The organism is Pseudomonas sp. 21LCFQ010, assembly GCF_024129905.1.
Taxonomy (GTDB): domain Bacteria; phylum Pseudomonadota; class Gammaproteobacteria; order Pseudomonadales; family Pseudomonadaceae; genus Aquipseudomonas.
In genome coordinates, this window is sequence record NZ_JAMYDZ010000013.1 from 85,265 (window position 1) to 101,061 (window position 15,797).

15 protein-coding genes are annotated in these 15,797 nt (G+C 59.6%); 9 read left to right on the forward strand and 6 right to left on the reverse strand.

What is annotated here, in order from left to right:
* Positions 1-7: 7 nt before the first annotated feature.
* Complete coding sequence (locus NJC38_RS16265) at positions 8-628, reverse strand: TetR/AcrR family transcriptional regulator (RefSeq protein ID WP_253115765.1); 621 nt, start codon at positions 626-628, stop codon at positions 8-10.
* 112 nt (positions 629-740) lie between these two features.
* On the opposite strand from NJC38_RS16265, the gene NJC38_RS16270 reads away from it, so the two are divergent.
* On the forward strand, positions 741-1,946 hold the full coding sequence (locus NJC38_RS16270) for an MFS transporter (protein WP_253115767.1): 1,206 nt from the start codon (positions 741-743) through the stop codon (positions 1,944-1,946).
* 161 nt (positions 1,947-2,107) lie between these two features.
* Here the strand turns inward: NJC38_RS16270 and NJC38_RS16275 are convergent, their stop codons facing one another.
* The 3 genes from NJC38_RS16275 to NJC38_RS16285 are packed head-to-tail and all read right to left on the reverse strand — an operon-like array spanning position 2,108 to position 4,665.
* Positions 2,108-2,692: an isochorismatase family protein gene (locus NJC38_RS16275; RefSeq protein ID WP_253115769.1), complete on the reverse strand. Its 585-nt coding sequence runs from the start codon at positions 2,690-2,692 to the stop codon at positions 2,108-2,110.
* 60 nt (positions 2,693-2,752) lie between these two features.
* Positions 2,753-3,589, reverse strand: coding sequence for a pirin family protein (locus NJC38_RS16280; RefSeq protein ID WP_253115772.1), 837 nt, complete (start codon positions 3,587-3,589; stop codon positions 2,753-2,755).
* A gap of 11 nt (positions 3,590-3,600) precedes the next feature.
* The gene (locus tag NJC38_RS16285; protein ID WP_253115774.1) at positions 3,601-4,665 is read right to left on the reverse strand and encodes an alkene reductase; all 1,065 of its coding nucleotides are present in this window, start codon (positions 4,663-4,665) and stop codon (positions 3,601-3,603) included.
* 100 nt (positions 4,666-4,765) lie between these two features.
* Here NJC38_RS16285 and NJC38_RS16290 point away from each other — a divergent pair, with 100 nt between their 5' ends.
* Both NJC38_RS16290 and NJC38_RS16295 read left to right on the forward strand, forming a co-directional pair.
* Complete coding sequence (locus NJC38_RS16290) at positions 4,766-5,647, forward strand: LysR family transcriptional regulator (RefSeq protein ID WP_253115776.1); 882 nt, start codon at positions 4,766-4,768, stop codon at positions 5,645-5,647.
* Positions 5,648-5,868: 221 nt separating this feature from the next.
* Entirely contained in the window at positions 5,869-6,411 is a 543-nt protein-coding gene (locus tag NJC38_RS16295) for a hypothetical protein (RefSeq protein ID WP_253115778.1), read from the forward strand.
* Here the strand turns inward: NJC38_RS16295 and NJC38_RS16300 are convergent.
* Positions 6,408-7,469, reverse strand: coding sequence for a transposase (locus NJC38_RS16300; RefSeq protein WP_253115780.1), 1,062 nt, complete (start codon positions 7,467-7,469; stop codon positions 6,408-6,410). The two genes, NJC38_RS16295 and NJC38_RS16300, sit on opposite strands and share 4 nt — an antisense overlap.
* Before the next feature lie 208 nt (positions 7,470-7,677).
* On the opposite strand from NJC38_RS16300, the gene NJC38_RS16305 reads away from it, so the two are divergent.
* The 3 genes from NJC38_RS16305 (at position 7,678) to NJC38_RS16315 (ending at position 9,841) form a co-directional block, all read left to right on the forward strand.
* Positions 7,678-7,902 (forward strand): hypothetical protein, encoded by a 225-nt coding sequence (locus NJC38_RS16305; protein ID WP_253115782.1) that lies wholly within the window; start codon positions 7,678-7,680, stop codon positions 7,900-7,902.
* Between the two features lie 56 nt (positions 7,903-7,958).
* Positions 7,959-8,429 carry a bifunctional diaminohydroxyphosphoribosylaminopyrimidine deaminase/5-amino-6-(5-phosphoribosylamino)uracil reductase RibD gene (locus NJC38_RS16310; RefSeq protein WP_253115784.1) on the forward strand — a complete coding sequence of 157 codons (471 nt, stop codon included), beginning with the start codon at positions 7,959-7,961 and terminating at the stop codon, positions 8,427-8,429.
* Between the two features lie 98 nt (positions 8,430-8,527).
* Positions 8,528-9,841, forward strand: coding sequence for a GDSL-type esterase/lipase family protein (locus NJC38_RS16315; RefSeq protein ID WP_253115786.1), 1,314 nt, complete (start codon positions 8,528-8,530; stop codon positions 9,839-9,841).
* 87 nt (positions 9,842-9,928) lie between these two features.
* Here the strand turns inward: NJC38_RS16315 and NJC38_RS16320 are convergent, their stop codons facing one another.
* Entirely contained in the window at positions 9,929-10,969 is a 1,041-nt protein-coding gene (locus tag NJC38_RS16320; RefSeq protein WP_253115788.1) for an ABC transporter substrate-binding protein, read from the reverse strand.
* 584 nt (positions 10,970-11,553) lie between these two features.
* Between NJC38_RS16320 and NJC38_RS16325 the strand changes: the two genes are divergently transcribed.
* The 3 genes from NJC38_RS16325 to NJC38_RS16335 are packed head-to-tail and all read left to right on the forward strand — an operon-like array spanning position 11,554 to position 15,797.
* A complete protein-coding gene (locus NJC38_RS16325; protein WP_253115790.1) occupies positions 11,554-12,384 on the forward strand; it encodes a class II aldolase/adducin family protein in 831 nt (276 codons plus the stop codon).
* 11 nt (positions 12,385-12,395) lie between these two features.
* Complete coding sequence (locus tag NJC38_RS16330; RefSeq protein ID WP_253115792.1) at positions 12,396-13,358, forward strand: ABC transporter substrate-binding protein; 963 nt, start codon at positions 12,396-12,398, stop codon at positions 13,356-13,358.
* Between the two features lie 6 nt (positions 13,359-13,364).
* Positions 13,365-15,797 (forward strand): TonB-dependent receptor, encoded by a 2,433-nt coding sequence (locus tag NJC38_RS16335; RefSeq protein ID WP_253115794.1) that lies wholly within the window; start codon positions 13,365-13,367, stop codon positions 15,795-15,797.

A 15,797-nucleotide genomic window follows, 5' to 3' on the forward strand; every position in this document is an offset into this window, starting at 1 on the left:
CTTGCATTCAATGCGCGGCAGCGCGCAAGCCATCCCACATTCCCATCATCTGCGTCACCGCAGCATCCAGCGTCTCATGCGCCACGCCATCGCGTGCCAGGGTCGACAAGCCAAGCAGAAAGCTGTCGAAGGCAGCAGCAAGCGTTTCGGGGATCACCGTTGCGGGCAATTCACCTGCCGCGACAGCGCGTTCGATGCATGCAGCCATGGCGGTACGGTTGAGGATTCGGGTGCGCATCAGCGGTTCGGCGATGGCTTTGCTCTCTTCTGAGCACGCGCTCATCAACCCTAGCGACACCAGACAACCCTTGGGGTGATCGGGCTCGCATTGCATTTTCGCCGAGCGGCGCAGGGCGGTTTCAATGGCTTCTCGGGGCGGCAGGGTTGTATCGAACAGGCTGTCGGTGACCCGGCCGTGGGTGTCGAGATAGCGCTCGACCACTTCATTGAACAGCGCCTGTTTCGAGCCGAACGCGGCGTAAAAACTCGGCGCGCTGATACCGCCGCCCATCCCGGCCTTGAGTTGGCTGAGCGAGGTCGCGTCATAGCCATGCTCCCAAAACAGGTGCAGCGCCTGAGTGATTGCCAGGTCACGATCAAACGTGCGTGGCCGACCCATCTGTGCCATGTCGAATCCTCATGCAGAATGATTTAAATACTAGTCGATACATAAGTCGTTGACCACCCGGCCGGATCACGCCTAACATCTGTATCGATCAGTACATAAATTGAGGTGTTAGATGGTTACCGATGAGAAACACAGCGAGAAGCTGCCGCTTGGGGCGTTATTGGCACTGGCGATGGCCGGTTTTATCTGCATCGTGACCGAGACGTTGCCTGCCGGCTTGCTGCCTGAGATCAGCCAAGGCCTGGATATCTCGGCATCGCTTGCAGGGCAGATGGTGACGGTTTATGCGCTGGGTTCATTACTGGCGGCCATTCCGCTGACCATCGCCACGCAAGGCTGGCGGCGCAGAACGGTGTTGTTGCTGACGGTGGTCGGCTTTCTGCTGTTCAACACGGTCACGGCGTTGTCGTCCAGCTACTGGCTGACCCTGGTGGCGAGGTTTTTTGCGGGAGTCTCGGCAGGTCTGGCCTGGAGCCTGATTGCCGGTTATGCACGGCGCATGGTTGCTCCGCACTTGCAGGGCCGTGCACTGGCGTTGGCGATGCTGGGCGCACCTGTCGCCTTGTCACTGGGCGTGCCGCTGGGTACCTGGCTGGGTGGGCTCATGGGCTGGCGCATGGCGTTCGGGCTGATGTCCGCAATGACCCTGCTGCTCATCGTCTGGGTGCTGGTCAAGGTGCCTGACTACCCTGGCCAGGCGGCCTCGCAGCGTATGGCGCTGCGTCAGGTTTTCCTCACGCCCGGCGTACGTTCGGTGTTGGCTGTGGTGTTCACCTGGATGCTGGCGCACAACATTCTTTATACCTACGTCGCGCCGTTTGTTGCCAACGCCGGGCTGGCCAATGACGTCGATCTGGTCTTGCTGGCATTTGGTGTTGCGGCGCTGGCAGGCATCTGGATCACCGGGCGGCTGGTTGACCGTCACCTGCGCAAGGCCGTGCTGGCCAGCCTGGCGACCTTCGCAGCGGTTGCGGTTCTGTTCGGCCTGTTTTCAGCGTCGGCGCTGGCGATTTACGTCGGCGCGTTCATCTGGGGCCTGACCTTTGGCGGCGCGGCCACCCTGTTGCAGACCGCGCTGGCCGACTCGGCAGGTGAGGGCGCTGATGTCGCGCTGTCCATGAACGTGGTGGTCTGGAACAGTGCCATCGCCGCTGCCGGGCTACTCGGCGGCGTGCTGCTCGGCCAATGGGGCGTCAGTTCTTTTGCATGGGTTTTGGTGGTGTTGTTACTGCTGAGCCTGGTCATTGCATCGCGGGCGAGTGTGCATGGGTTTGCGAAGGGGCACCGGCAGGCCGGTCAGGTGATCATTGCGCATTGATGGGCGGTTCATGGACGCGCTGAGCCAGAAAAAATCGGCTCAGGTGTTCTGCGCCAACTCGCCTCTCAGGCGTTGGATATGCACTGTCCCTGCTTGCCTATTCGCAGTCGAGAAAGGCCCGGATACCCTGCACGGCGTATTCCGGGCCGCTGGATGCGCTCTTACTCGCCAAAGGCTTCCATAAGCACTTGCACCAGCTCTGCGCCTTGCGGGGTTGCCCAACTACCCGCCAGCTCAGCGATCAGTTGGTTAGTGGTGGTCAGTGTCACACCGGCTTTGTCCATACGGCGCAAAGCAATGTCATCGGCCATGGCGGTAGGCGAAGCACCGCCATCTGCGACGACCTGGACTTCATAGCCCTCACGGGCTAGCGAGAGCGCAGGGTAGACGGTGCACACATCATTGGTTACACCGGCAATGATCAGTTTCTTGCGGCCTGTCGCTTTCACGGCTGCGGCGAAGTTCTCATCGTCCATGGCGTTGACGATGCCCATGCGCTTGATACGACCGGCAAACTCGGTTGGAAGAATCTCTTGCAGTTCGCTTAACAACGGGCCTTGGGCATACTCTTCCATGCTGGAAGTCAGCACTACGGGAAGTTTCAGAATACGGGCTGCTTTGGCCAGCATCAGGGCGTTGCGTTTCAGTTCTTCGAAAGGCATGGATTTAGCCCAGCCCATGGTCCCGACCTGATGGTCAATCAGCAGCATGGCGGCATTATCAGAATTGAAGTTTTCGAATGGCATGGTGATTCTCCTGGCAACTACGATGGGGTACTTACCCCGGTTTTAGGGTCTATAAGTCGTTTAGCGAGCTCGCAGTGTTCCGAAGTCACCGCGCCGGTAGCCATCGACTGCTGCGGCCAGTGCGTCCATCGAGGCGAGGGCCATGGACCCTTGCCAAAACACGGGTTGATTCAACGGAGTACCAGAGAACAGCACTGCCTTGGCATTTGCTTTGTTCGCGTGCAGAGTTACCAACCGATCCTGTCCTTGGGGAAGATTGACTGGCGCCTTGGGATCAGTCAGGTCGAAGGCCTGGCCGTCGACATGAACCTCGCCGTCGATGGGCATTACGAACGCCACATGCCCATCGGGCACAGCAATCTTCACTTCGCCTCCGGCCTCAAGGGAGATGTCCAGCAACCTGACGTCCGTAGGCAGTACTGACGCAGAAGCCAGCCCTTCGAATTTGCCCAACGGAACCCGAATTTTTGCGCCTGGCAAATAAACCGTGGGCACATCCTGAGCTTCCACACTGAAGACAAAGGGTGGGTTTGCCTGCTTGTCTGCGGGCAGGTTGATGAAAATTTGCAGCATGTGAACGGTCTTGCCCGGCTGGGCTGGAACCTCCTCATGAACAATGCCTTCACCCGCCGCCGTCCAGTGCAAGCCTCCCGGTTGAATCACGTTGCGATTGCCCAGGGAATCCCGGTTGTCGATGCCTGTTTCCGAGTCCAGAAACAGATAAGACACCGCTGAAAAACCTGCGTGAGGGTGAGGTGCAAACGTCGGTCCGCTGATCCAGGCGTGGTCCACGCCGAGAAACGGGTCGATCGGTTTTGCATTCTGGTCACCACGCAGGCTGAACGCCCGAAACTGGCTGCCGTTATTCATCCGATGTAAGCGTGCGACAGGTAGCATGGCTGCGCTCCTCAGGCCCCTTGGGACATCGCTGGATAATCGATATAGCCTTCTGCGCCAGGGGCGTAAAAAGTGTCTTTGTCTGGCGTGTTCAACTCTGCGTCGGCACGGAATCGCTCAGGCAGATCGGGGTTGGCCAGGAAGGCACTGCCGAACACTGCGGCGTCTGCTTTGCCTTCTTTGATCAGTGACTCGGCACTGTCTTTGGTCTGGCCGCTGCCGATCAGGTAGCTGCCGTCAAACAGAGGGCGCAGTGCGGCGTGGTAATCGAACTCGGCTCCGAACAGCGCAACGTGCAGGTAAGCGAGCTTGAGGTCGCGAAGCTGGTTGACCAGATAGAGGTAGGTTTCCTGCGGTTTGGCATCGACGATGTCGTTGAAATTCATCTCCGGGGAAATCTTGATACCGACACGGTCGCCGCCCACTTCACTGACCATGGCGGCAAGTACTTCCAGGACGAAGCGAGTGCGGTTTTCAACCGAGCCACCGTACTGGTCGTTGCGCTGGTTACTGCCGCTGGAAAGGAATTGTTCTGGCAGGTAGCCCGAAGCCGCGTGCAATTCAACACCGTCGAAACCCGCCTCAATGGCCCGGCGTGCGGACTGGCGATAGCCTTCAACCACCTCGGCAATTTCAGCGACGGTCAGGGCGTGGGGTGTCACGAAATCCTGCAAGCCGGTGGCGGTGTAGGTCTGGCCAGCGGCTTTGATTGCAGAAGGCGCTTGCGGCGTTGCGCCCTCGGGCAGTAACGAGGGGTGAGAGACGCGGCCGCAATGCATCAGTTGCATGAAGATGCGACCACCACCAGCGTGCACGGCGTCGCTGACTTTCTTCCAGGCCGCGATTTGTTCGGCAGTTTCGATACCCGGGGTGCGGACATAACCCTTGCCCAGCGCAACTGGAAACACGCCTTCACTGATGATCAGCCCGGCAGTGGCGCGCTGTGCGTAGTAGGTGGCAACCAGATCGCTGGGCACACCGGCATCATCAGAGCGCGAGCGGGTCATCGGTGCCATGACCATACGATTGGCAAGGGTGTAGCGGCCTACCTGAACTTCGGAAAAAAGAGAATTCATTTCGGTGTTCCTCAGGAGTGATGGGGCTATGATTGATCAATCCTTTTGTGGGATAAATCCATTAGAATCGAAATGACTAATCCACTGATGGGATAATGAATTGGAGTTTCTTAATGACATGGCGCTGTTTGTCGAGGTCGTGAAAGCGCGCAGTTTTACCCGGGCGGCGCAAACGCTGGGGATACCCAACTCGACGTTGTCGCGGCGCATCAGTGAGCTGGAGAAAGCGATTGGCTTGCGACTACTGCACCGCACAACGCGCAAGATCGAGCCGACCGAGGCGGGTCAGGTGTACTTTGAGCGCTGCAAACGGATCGTCGAAGAAGCCCGTCTGGCGCACGAACAATTGGGGGAAATGCTCGCCCGGCCTAGCGGGCTACTGCGCGCGTCGCTTCCGGTCGACTTCGCGACGGTCTATCTGGCCCCACTCATTGCGCAGTTCGCCAGGCTCTATCCCGGTATCAGTTTCGATTTTGACCTGAGCCCGCGTCAGGTCGATTTGATCAGCGATCCGGTGGATTTGGTAATCCGTATGGGGGAGCCACCCAATTCGAACCTCATCGCTCGCAAACTCGCGAGTATAGGGCGCGGGCTGTATGCCTCTGCGCGATACCTGGAGGTTTTCGGCGAGCCCGAGCATCCAGCCGAGCTGGTCAACCATGAATGTCTGCGGATGCATGGCACAGGTTCTGACCGCTGGGCACTGACCCGCGATGCCGAGAGCGTGGATATTCATGTAGGAGGGCGATTTGAACTCAACAGCGTAGGCATGCTCAGGCGTCTGGCATCGTTGGATCTGGGGATTGCAGTGCTGCCTGAGGGCATCGTCGCGCAGGACCTTGCAGACGGAAGGCTTCGTAGAGTCTTGTCGCAATGGCAAGCATCGCCGGTGTCGGTTTATGCGCTGACTGAAACGCGCCTGTTACCCGCGAAAACCCAGCGGTTTATTGAGTTTCTGCGGGATAAGCTAAAAGGCGCGTAGTGTCTAGGTCAACCGACCGCTGCAGGCCGATCTCTGCCGCTCACCAATACCCAGTAAACTGCCCAGCGCCGATGCAACTGCTTGGTCAAGTCGGCGAAATTACCCAGGAGTAGCGCATATTGATTGGCTACCGGTTCGAACGCTCTGCGCAGGATGATCTGCACATCCACTCTCGCAATCAGGTGCAGGTCGCTGTCGTGCTATTGGTGTGCGCCATTGCCTTGAGCCTGCCGATTGCGGGTGTCGTGTTCGCGGTCACCGATGAAAGCTCGACGCTGGCAGATATGCATCCGCTGCATGCGCTGATGTTCGGCGTCCTGATGCTGTTGATTCCCGCCCTTGCGCTGTTGATGCTGGTGTACACCGGTGCCCGTGAGAGCTTTGTGTTTTCGCGAGTCAAGGGTGAAGGTCAGCGCATTACCCGAAACCTGTTTGGACGCCGCGAACGTGTGCAGGCGGTGTTCAGTATCAAATCCCCCAAACAGCTGGAACTGCGCCGCAGCAAAGGCGCCAAGGTCCGCGATACCCAGCTGTGGCTGGTGATGCGCGATGGCGTTGAGCAACGTTTGACAAACCAGAATGTTCCGGTAGTGCCGGGCAGCAAGCGCACTGATGTGTGGCTGCATGAACTTGCTGATTATCTGCAGGTGGCCGTGCCCACGGAGGTTGTTGAGCCGGTCTGCGGCGCGGCTACAACTGCGATAACTGCGCCGGCAACGGCCAGCAAGATGGCTGCAAAGAATTTGACATCCTCCCCGCCCTAAAGGGCTGGGATTCCCACAATTGGACGCTCATGCCCGAGCGCGAGAATGTTCTTTGCGGCGTTGACGTCGCGGTCGTGGGTGACACCGCACCCACAACAAGTCCATTCTCTTATTCCAAGCCCTGCGATACCTCTCGGCCTCGAGTCTGGCAATTGCTTGCAGCTCGAACAGGTTTGGGTGGTGTTTCTCTCGCTAACAACCTTGAAAACCGTGCCTGCGTGATCGCATTTGTATTCCAGCATCGTTTTCAATTGGCCCCAGCCGGCGTCCAGCACCGACTTGGCCATCCTGGTTTTCGCGAGTTTCAGTGAGTTCACATCGCCCACCACAATGACGCCACAACGCGCGACCAGCGCGTTGCTGAACTTATGCAGGGAGTCCTTGCGGCGGTTCGCAATTTTGGCGTGAATCGCCCGCACACGGGCCTTCTTGCCGGCGCGCTGGGCCGTGCCCAGGGCTCTCTCCAGATCCCGGTAGAACCTGCCGCTTTCAAGGCGATCACCGTCGCTGCAGGTGGCCGTGGTTTTCAGTCCGAGGTCGATACCCACCGCGTCCTGGCCTGGCGATAACTGGCGGTCGACCTCGACCACGACGTTGAAATACCAGCGTCCACGGCTGTCCTCGTTGAAGCTACCGGATCTGAATTTAAAGCCCGCCAGGCCGTAGCTGTCCCAGACCTTGAAGTGCTGTCTGTTGAAGACGACCTGGCCGTTTTTCCAGACAGCAGCGCCGGCCTTGAGGGGCACCCAGCCCAGGCTGCGCCGAGCGCCGCCCGAGCAGCGCCAGCGTAGCTGGCGCTTTTTGAACTGCTTGCGCCGTGTGACATATTCGTCGGCTACAGCCTGCACCGATTGGCTGTGCAGTCCCAGGTCTTTGCCGGCCCCGTTGGTGTACTTGTGAATGTCGAACGCCGACAGAAAACGGCCATGCTCACGAATCGAGCGACTGCTCAACTCGTTTACGTAGTTCCATACAAAATTCACAGCACGAGAAGCTTCACGCAGCTGCGCTGCGTGCTTATCTCGCACTCGAACCTTGAGGGTTTTGGTCGCTTTCATTTAAGTCATGAAACACAGAATAGGGGCGGTTTTATGGATGTTAACCCCTATGACCGCTTCGCGGTTCCGCTTTCATCCCCCACCTGAAGGAAGGGGCTTTTCGCGCCAGCTTGGTAAAACAGCGCAAAGGCGATAAGCCTGAACAGTCAACGGGGCCGGGGCAATAGGTGTTCCGGCACGTGTTGTACTCACCTTGGTGGCCGCCTTCATGGCGGTGCTGGAACTGACCCGCGTGATGACTCTGGCACCTGCGTTCTTTACTGGAAGGCTCAGTGTCAGCGGCTTTCGATCCCGCCCGACCACCTATTACCTGTTCGAGCAGCCCTGGTCTTTTTTATTTAACCTGCTGTTTGGTATTGGTGAGGTGCTGCTGATTGGCTTTATCGTCTGGCGGTGTCTGGATATCGCGATTCGCGGGCGGATTAAACCCTGATCCTGAGCGCAGTTGTTTCATTCCTCAATCCAATCCCGCAACACAAGGATTCAGCCATGTCGCTAACCGCTGAGCACTCTATATTCTCGGAATCAGACCGCTTGTTCATGAGCCAGGCACTGGAGCAGGGCCGGCGCGCATTGCCGGGCTGCCAGCCGAACCCGCCGGTGGGCTGCGTCATCGTGCGCCATGGCGTCGTTGTCGCCAGCGGCTACACGCAGCCGCCGGGGCAGCATCATGCGGAGGCGATGGCGCTGTCCCGGTTGGCGCCAGGCCTCGATGAGCTGACGGCCTATGTGACGCTGGAACCCTGCTCGTTTGCGGGGCGCACGCCTTCCTGTGCGCTGGCTCTGGTCAGTTCGGGGATCAAGCGGGTGCATGTCGCGATGCTGGACCCTGACCCGCGTAATGCTGGCGCGGGTATCGCGATTCTTCAGCAGGCGGGGATAGCGGTTACGGTTGGCTTGCTTGAAGAGCAGGCTGGCGAGGATCTGGGGCCTTATCTGCAAGGTGGGCAGGCAAACTAACAGTAAAAACCTGTGTTGCAGGCTCGCTCATCGCGGCCTCGGTCTGCTCGAAAAACCAGGTCAATGATATACGCCGAATAAACATAACAAGGATGGCCATGATCTTACCAAGCAATATGTTGAACCCTGGCGCTCACTCAAGTCCGGAACCTGACAGCAAATGGATTTCCGTATGGGCGGCAGCCGAGCAGGGCCCTTATCCGGTTGGAAATCCTGCCGCTCAGCCTGATTTACAGTATGCGTTTCCAGATGAGGCGAGCGGGGCGAACAACCAGAGTTTCCGCCTCATCGTTCGGCCCAGTCGCTGGGGCTCACATGCCCGTATTCGACTATCAAACTCATTTGGTACACAGTCGGTGGTGTTTGAGGGAGTCTCTGTCGGCTTGCATGCTTACGGGTCTTCAATCGTGGCAGGCAGCAGTCGACCGGTTTTGTTCGCGGGCCAAAGTAAAGTGATCATTCCCGCCGGGGAGTCTGTCTGGAGCGATGCTGTTGAGCTGCCGATTCATAAACAGGCATTCCCTCTGCTGGAGGGAAGGAAAATAGCCGTCAGTTTCGCTGTCGTAGGTTCGAGTGGGCCGATGACATGGCACGCCAAGTCGCTGAGCACTTCCTATCTAAGCAACCCCAACACCGTTGCGTCTGCGAATGATGACGCCGGGCTGGAGCTGCCTTACAGCACGATATCCACTTACTTTCTTGATGTTGTGGATATGCGTATGCCTGGCGATACACAAGTTGTCGTCGCATTGGGTGACTCAATCACCGACGGTGTGGGGTCAACGTTAAATGGTGATGATCGCTGGCCGGATGTTCTGAACCAGCGCTTACATGCCGCTTATGGCGATAAATTTTCGGTTGTAAACCTTGGGATGGGTGGCAATCAGATCATTGGCCCAAGTGTCTATACTGCGCAGCAGGCCTTTCGGGGCGGACCGGCCGCTGTATCACGAATTGACACGGACATTGTCAAGCTGTCTGGCGTTTCGACGGTGATCTGGATGCAAGGTATAAATGACTTTAGCGAGAACGGCAGGGCCTCGCTAGATGACGTCATCCAGGGAATGACGGGCGCGATTGCAAAATTGCGTGAGTGTGTAAGCGGTGTTCGCATCATAGGTGCAACCCTAACGACGGCTTACGGCAGTACCAGCGCTGCCCATGGAAGTCTCGAGCAAGACAATAAACGCAAAGCGTTAAATGACTTTATCCGGTCGAGTCAGTTATTCGACGGCTATGTTGATTTTGACCTGGCTACCCGCGATCCCGCCTCGGGAAAATTGCAAAAGCAATTCGTGCCAGACAGCACGATCGGCGGCCCGGGCGACGGAGTCCATCCGAACAGAGCAGGTTATCAGGCGATGGGAAAGGCGATAGATCTTGAAATGCTTCTAAACCCTGGAGCGAAATGAGCTGTAGATCGTGGGCTATATCGAGCAAATATAAAAAAGCGCAGCCTGCTCACCACAGGTTGCGCTTTTTCTATCGCTAACCCGCCATCAACTGCCCTGCAACGGCTTGAACGAGTCCTGGAAGAAGTAGTCCTGCCATGAGGCCGGTTTGTTCTTGATCGCGCCCACGCGGAACAGGAATTCAGCCAGCGGGTAGGTGTTCTTCGGGGTGGTGGTGAACTGGAACTCGGGTTTGTCGATGATCTTCAGCAGTTCGGCCTTGTCGATCTTGGCCTTGCTGACCCGGATGTAGGTGTCGGCGGCGCCATTGATGTCTTTCTTGATGTAGGCCTCGGCCTCACCCAGTGCTTCGATGAACGCCTTGTAGGTCTTGGGGTTCTCGGCGCGGAATTTTTCGGTGGCGAACAGCACGGTCGGTGAGTTGGGGCCGAGCAGTTTGTAGGTGTCGAGCACCACGTGCACGTCTTTGTTTTTCGCCAGTGCCTGATCCTGGAACGGCGGGTTGGAGAAGTGGCCGTTCAGTTCGGTGCCGCCGGCGATCAGGCTGGCGGTGGCGTCCGGATGCGGCAGGCTGACGGTGTATTTGTCCAGGCGGTTGAATTCCTTGTCGCCCCACAGCTGCGCAGCGGCGTACTGCAGGTAACGCGACTGCACCGAGACGCCGACTGCCGGTACGGCGATGCGGTCTTTTTCAGTGAAGTCAGCGATGGTCTTCACGTTCGGGTTGCTGCTGAGCAGGTAGTAAGGGAAGTTGCCCAGCGAGGCTACGGCCTTGACGTTCTGGCGGTCCTTGGTGCGGTCCCAGATGGTCAGCAGCGGGCCGACACCGGCGCCGGCAATGTCGATCGAGCCAGACAGCAGCGCGTCGTTCACCGCCGAGCCGCCAGACAGTTGGGTCCAGTCGACTTTGATCTCCAGGCCATCGGCCTTGCCGTGTTTCTCGATCAGGTTCTGGTCACGCACCACGTTGAGCAGCAGGTAAACGATGCCGAACTGTTCGGCGATGCGAATCTCGCCTTCAGCCTGGGCGGTGGCAGGCACCATGGCTGCGCCGGCCAGCAGGCTGGTGCACAGGCCCAGTGTGGTGGCCAGGCGGCTGAGGCGAGGAAAGCGGGTGGATTTGTTCATGCATGCTCCGGTGTTCGGCAATGGTGGCATTCGATGCATGGATCTTATAGGTATTAAAAATATTTTTTAAATATCGATATTGAATAACGATAGTTTCGAAGCGCTGCCGGGCGAATGCGCTTTCTTATGCGCTTTTCAGATAAATAAGTTAACGATAAATAACAAATATTAATATTAGGTTATGCGATTAAGGAATTTTACAGATCAATCAACCTGCGTTTATGTTCTAGCCATGGCCGCTCATGACGCTCCCCTGCATCCTCGGCCACAGCATGGATGTGCGTTTGCCGCGTGGCAGGATCGCCACGCACTCTGGTCACCAGGCCGTTTTTGACATTCCGGCCCAGCAAGATCGCGCTCGACCCGACCCCTCGCACGGTGGAGGAGAGCTGTAGCCATATCGATTCCATGCGAGGGTTCCTGTACATGAGCACCTGACACTGCCTGCCGATCCGTCGCCCCAGACGTAGATCCTCCTTATCGACCCCGAGTCCGAACCCGAACCTGAGCCCAGCACGGCGCTTTGCGCCTGTGTTCGCTCTGAATAAAGCTCGCCAAGCCGAGCGCCAGCACGAGTAACCGGCATGAGCCAGAGACAACCTTATTCCAACAGCTTGCTGAGCCTGCCCCATGGCAATAACCGCTTGAACCTTGAGGCGGTGCCGCACCACGACGACCTCCAGCAGGAGCGCCTGCACCGCAAGCAGCGTCTGGCGGCGTCTTATCGATTGTTTGCCCGCTACGGGTTCGAAGTCGGGCTGGCCGGGCATTTCACTGCCCGCGACCCGATCGAACCGGAGCATTACTGGATCAACCCGTTGGGTGTGCCGTTCTCGCAAATCAGCGTGTCCAGCCTGTTGCGGGTCAACCGTGAGGGGCAGGTGGTGGAGGGCGAAGGCCTGCTTAACACCAGCGCGCTGGAGCTGCACGACGGTATCCAGAATGCGCGCCCTGAGGTGGTCGGCATCGCCCACTTGCACGGCTTTTATGGCCGCACCTGGTCAGCGCTTGGCCAGTTGTTCGAGCCCATTACCGCCGAGGCCGGTGCCTTTGTTGACGATCAGGCGATCTTCCGCCGCCATGAGCTGCGCAGCGGCGACGGCCGCCTCGACAACGACCGTGATCGAGTGACCGCAGCGTTTGTCGACAGCTTTGCCAACAACAACTTGCTGTTCTGGCAGAACCACGGGGTCTGGACGGTCGGTGAGACGGTCGAGAGCGCTGCCTGGCGCTTCATTCTGGCCGAGGACGTGGCGCGCTCGCATTTGCTGGCCCGTGCTGCCGGTGTGCCGGTGGTGCCGCAAACCGACCCGGTCACTGCGCAAAGCCGCCCCCGCAACGAGCTGTTTTCGTGGCTGAACTTCCAGCCGCTGTGGGACGAGATCATCGCCCAACAGCCTGACTTGCTCGACTGAGGCGGTTGATCATGACCGACCTGACACGACGCAAGCTGCTGCGTGGCGCGGCCGCGCTGGGCGCCGCCGGGCTGCTGGCTCCGGCACTGGCGGCTACGCAGGAACCGCTGCGGGTCTGGCGCTATAAGGGCTCGGCGGCGTCGTTCATCGAGCTGGCCGGCCAGGCTGACACGCCGTACCCGGTGCAGTGGGTCGACATTGCCGGGGGCAATATCGTGCTTGAGGCGCTGCGCAGCGGCAGTCTGGATTACACCCAGATGAGCGACGTGCCGCCGATTTTTGCCTCGTTGGCCCAAGTGCCGCTGGCAGTGGTCGCGCTGTTGCCCGGTGACCGCCAGGACCTTGGCCTGGTGGTGGGGGCGGGCAGTGGCATCGCCCAAGTCGCCGACCTCAAAGGTCGTAGCGTCAGCTATGTGCGCGGCACCAATACCCAGTATTACCTGCTCGATCTGCTCAGCCGCCACGGCCTGACTCTGCAAGACATCAAGCCGGTGCCCATGCCCATGCAGGAAGCGCTGATCGCCTTTCGCAGCGGGCACCTGGATGCGCTGGTGGCCGGTGGTATCAGCGCCTTGCAGGCCACTGAGCAAAAGCAAGGGGCGCGTCTGGAAAACGCCAGCCCGTTCGTGGGCAATACGGTGATTGCGACGCGGCGTGATGCTCTGGATGACCCGGCCAAGCGGGCGCAGATCGCCGACTTTCTGCGCCGCGAACGCGCCACCTGGGCCTGGGTGGCGGCCAACCCCGAAGCCTGGGCACAGCGCAGCAGTGAACTGACCGGCATCAGTGCCGAGTTGTACCTGCGCCAGTTCCGTGAGCGTGGCCAGCCGGTGCGTCTGGCACCGATCAGCGAGCCGGCCATCGTCTCGGCGCAGCAGGTCGCTGACAGCTTTTTCGAGCATCGCCTGATTCGCCAGCGCGTCGATGTACGACCGCTGTGGCGCGACGATTTTAAAACCATTCTGGAAGCCTGATCCCTTATGAAACTGACCTTCCCTCAGCCCTCCCTGGCGCTGGCACCGATGCTGCTGGCTGGCTTCACGCTGTTGCCGGTGCATGCTGCCGAACCTGTTGAAAGCCTGGAAACCGTGGTGGTCACCGGCTCACGCGGCAGTGAAGCCCGCACCGTGACCAGCAGCCCGGCGCCTATTGATGTGGTCAGCGGCGCGCAACTGGAAAAAACCGGCCAGGCCAGCCTGCGCGGCGCGCTGGAAAAAGCTTTGCCGTCGTTCAGTCAGCGGCCGTCGGGTAGCTCCAACGACAGCATTGCCCGGCCCTACAGCCTGCGCGGCCTGAACGGTTCCAACGTGCTGGTGCTGGTCAATGGCAAGCGGCGCCACAACAGCTCGGTGATCAACCTCGATTCCACTGCCGCCTATGGCACCAACCCGGTGGACCTGGACCTGATTCCGGTCAGCGCCATCGACCATGTGGAAGTGCTGCGCGACGGTGCCTCGGCGCAGTACGGCTCCGATGCCATCGCGGGGGTGATCAACATCATCCTCAAACAGACCGACCATGGCGGCTCGGTCAGCACCCAGTATGGCGAATACTACGAAGGCGGCGACGGCGGGACGATTCGCAGTGCGGTCAACTCCGGCTTTGCCTTGCCCAACGATGGCTTTTTCAACGTCTCGGTGGATGCCAAATCGCAACAGACGGCGGTGCGCTCCAGGGACGCGACCGGTAACTTCTACTTTCCCGGCGATGCACGCGAGGCCGGCGCCGACCGCCAGCCGCAGCGCAACGGTCTGCCGAAGATCAAGGGCTACAACCTCAGCTATAACGCCGAACTGCCGGTCAATGACGACCTGACCCTGTACTCGTTCTCGACCTACAGCCAGCGCGATGCCAGGGGCGGGCAGAACTTCCGGCGGCCCAACTCGACCAACATCATCCCGCAGATTTACCCGGACGGCACCGCACCGTTCTACACCCTGGACGAGACCGACTTTCAGGCCGCTGCCGGTGCCAAGGGCCAGCTCGCCGAGTGGCACTGGGACCTGAGTTCGACCTTTGGCCGCGCCAAGTCGCTGGCCGGCTCGGACGAGAGCCTTAACGCCTCGCTGGGCCCCGGCAGCCCGACCCGTTTCGACAGTTACACCAACACCTTCGATCAGTGGACCAGCAACCTCGACCTGACCCGCGCCTTTGATGTCGGTCTGGCCAAACCGCTGCAAGTGTCGTGGGGCGCCGAGCATCGTCACGAGCGCTACAAGACCCAGTCCGAAGATGTCGAAGCCTGGATCAACGGTGGCTATGTCTACCCGAGCGGGCCGCTGGCCGGCCAGCCCGCCGCCGTGGGTGCTCAAGGCGCGATCACCCTGACCCCGGAAGACGCCGGGCAGAACAGCCGCAACAGCTACGCCACTTACCTGGACCTGGGCATCAACCCCACTGACAAGCTGTACCTGGGCCTGGCCGGGCGCTTCGAAAAATATGACGACAGCTCGGGCAACACCGCCAGCGGCAAGGTTTCGGTGCGCTACGACTTCACCCCGGAGTTCGCCCTGCGCGGCACGCTGAGCAATGGCTTTCGGGCGCCGTCGCTGTCGCAATCGACCTATGCCCAGACCTCTAACCAGTACACCCTGGTCAACGGCGTGGCGCAGTTCGTCGAAGCCAAGACCGCACGGGTCGACTCGCCGCTGGCCCGCGCGCTGGGCGCCGAAGACCTCGACCCGGAGAAGTCGCGCAACATCAGCCTGGGCCTGACCTGGAAGCCATTGCCGCAAGCCAACGTGACCCTCGATGCCTACCAGATCGAGATCAAGGACCGGGTGGCGCTGACCGGTTTTCTGTTTGGCAGCGGGGTCAACCAGGTGCTGCAGCAACTGGGTTATACGCCCGGTTACCGGGTCAAGTACTTCACCAACGCCGCAGACACCACCACCCGTGGCGTGGATCTGGTTACCGACTACCGGGTCGATTACGGGCGCTTCGGCAGCGTCAAGTACGGCGTGGCGTTCAACTACAACAAGACCGAGCTGGACAGCATCAAGTCGACGCCGGCGGCGTTGTCCGGCAGCGGGCTGGAGCTGTTTGACCGGGTTGCCCAGGGTTACCTGACCGTGGCCAACCCCGAGACCAAGCTGATTCTCAGCGGCCAGTGGAAGATCGACCGTTTCGACATCAACCTCGGCGTGACCCGTTACGACAAGGTCACGGTGCGCGATGCCAACCCCAACTTCGACTCGACCTTTGGCGCCAAGTGGATCACCGACCTGGAAGTCGCCTATGCGGTCACCGACCAGTTGGGCGTGGCTGTGGGCGCCAACAACCTGTTCGACGTGCGTGCCGACAACAACGGCTACCCGGCCGGTGACGTCAACGGCTTCCCGAAATTCGGCAACGCCTCACCGTTCAACCCTTATGGCGGCTTCTGGTACACGCGCCTGAGCTATGACTTCTGA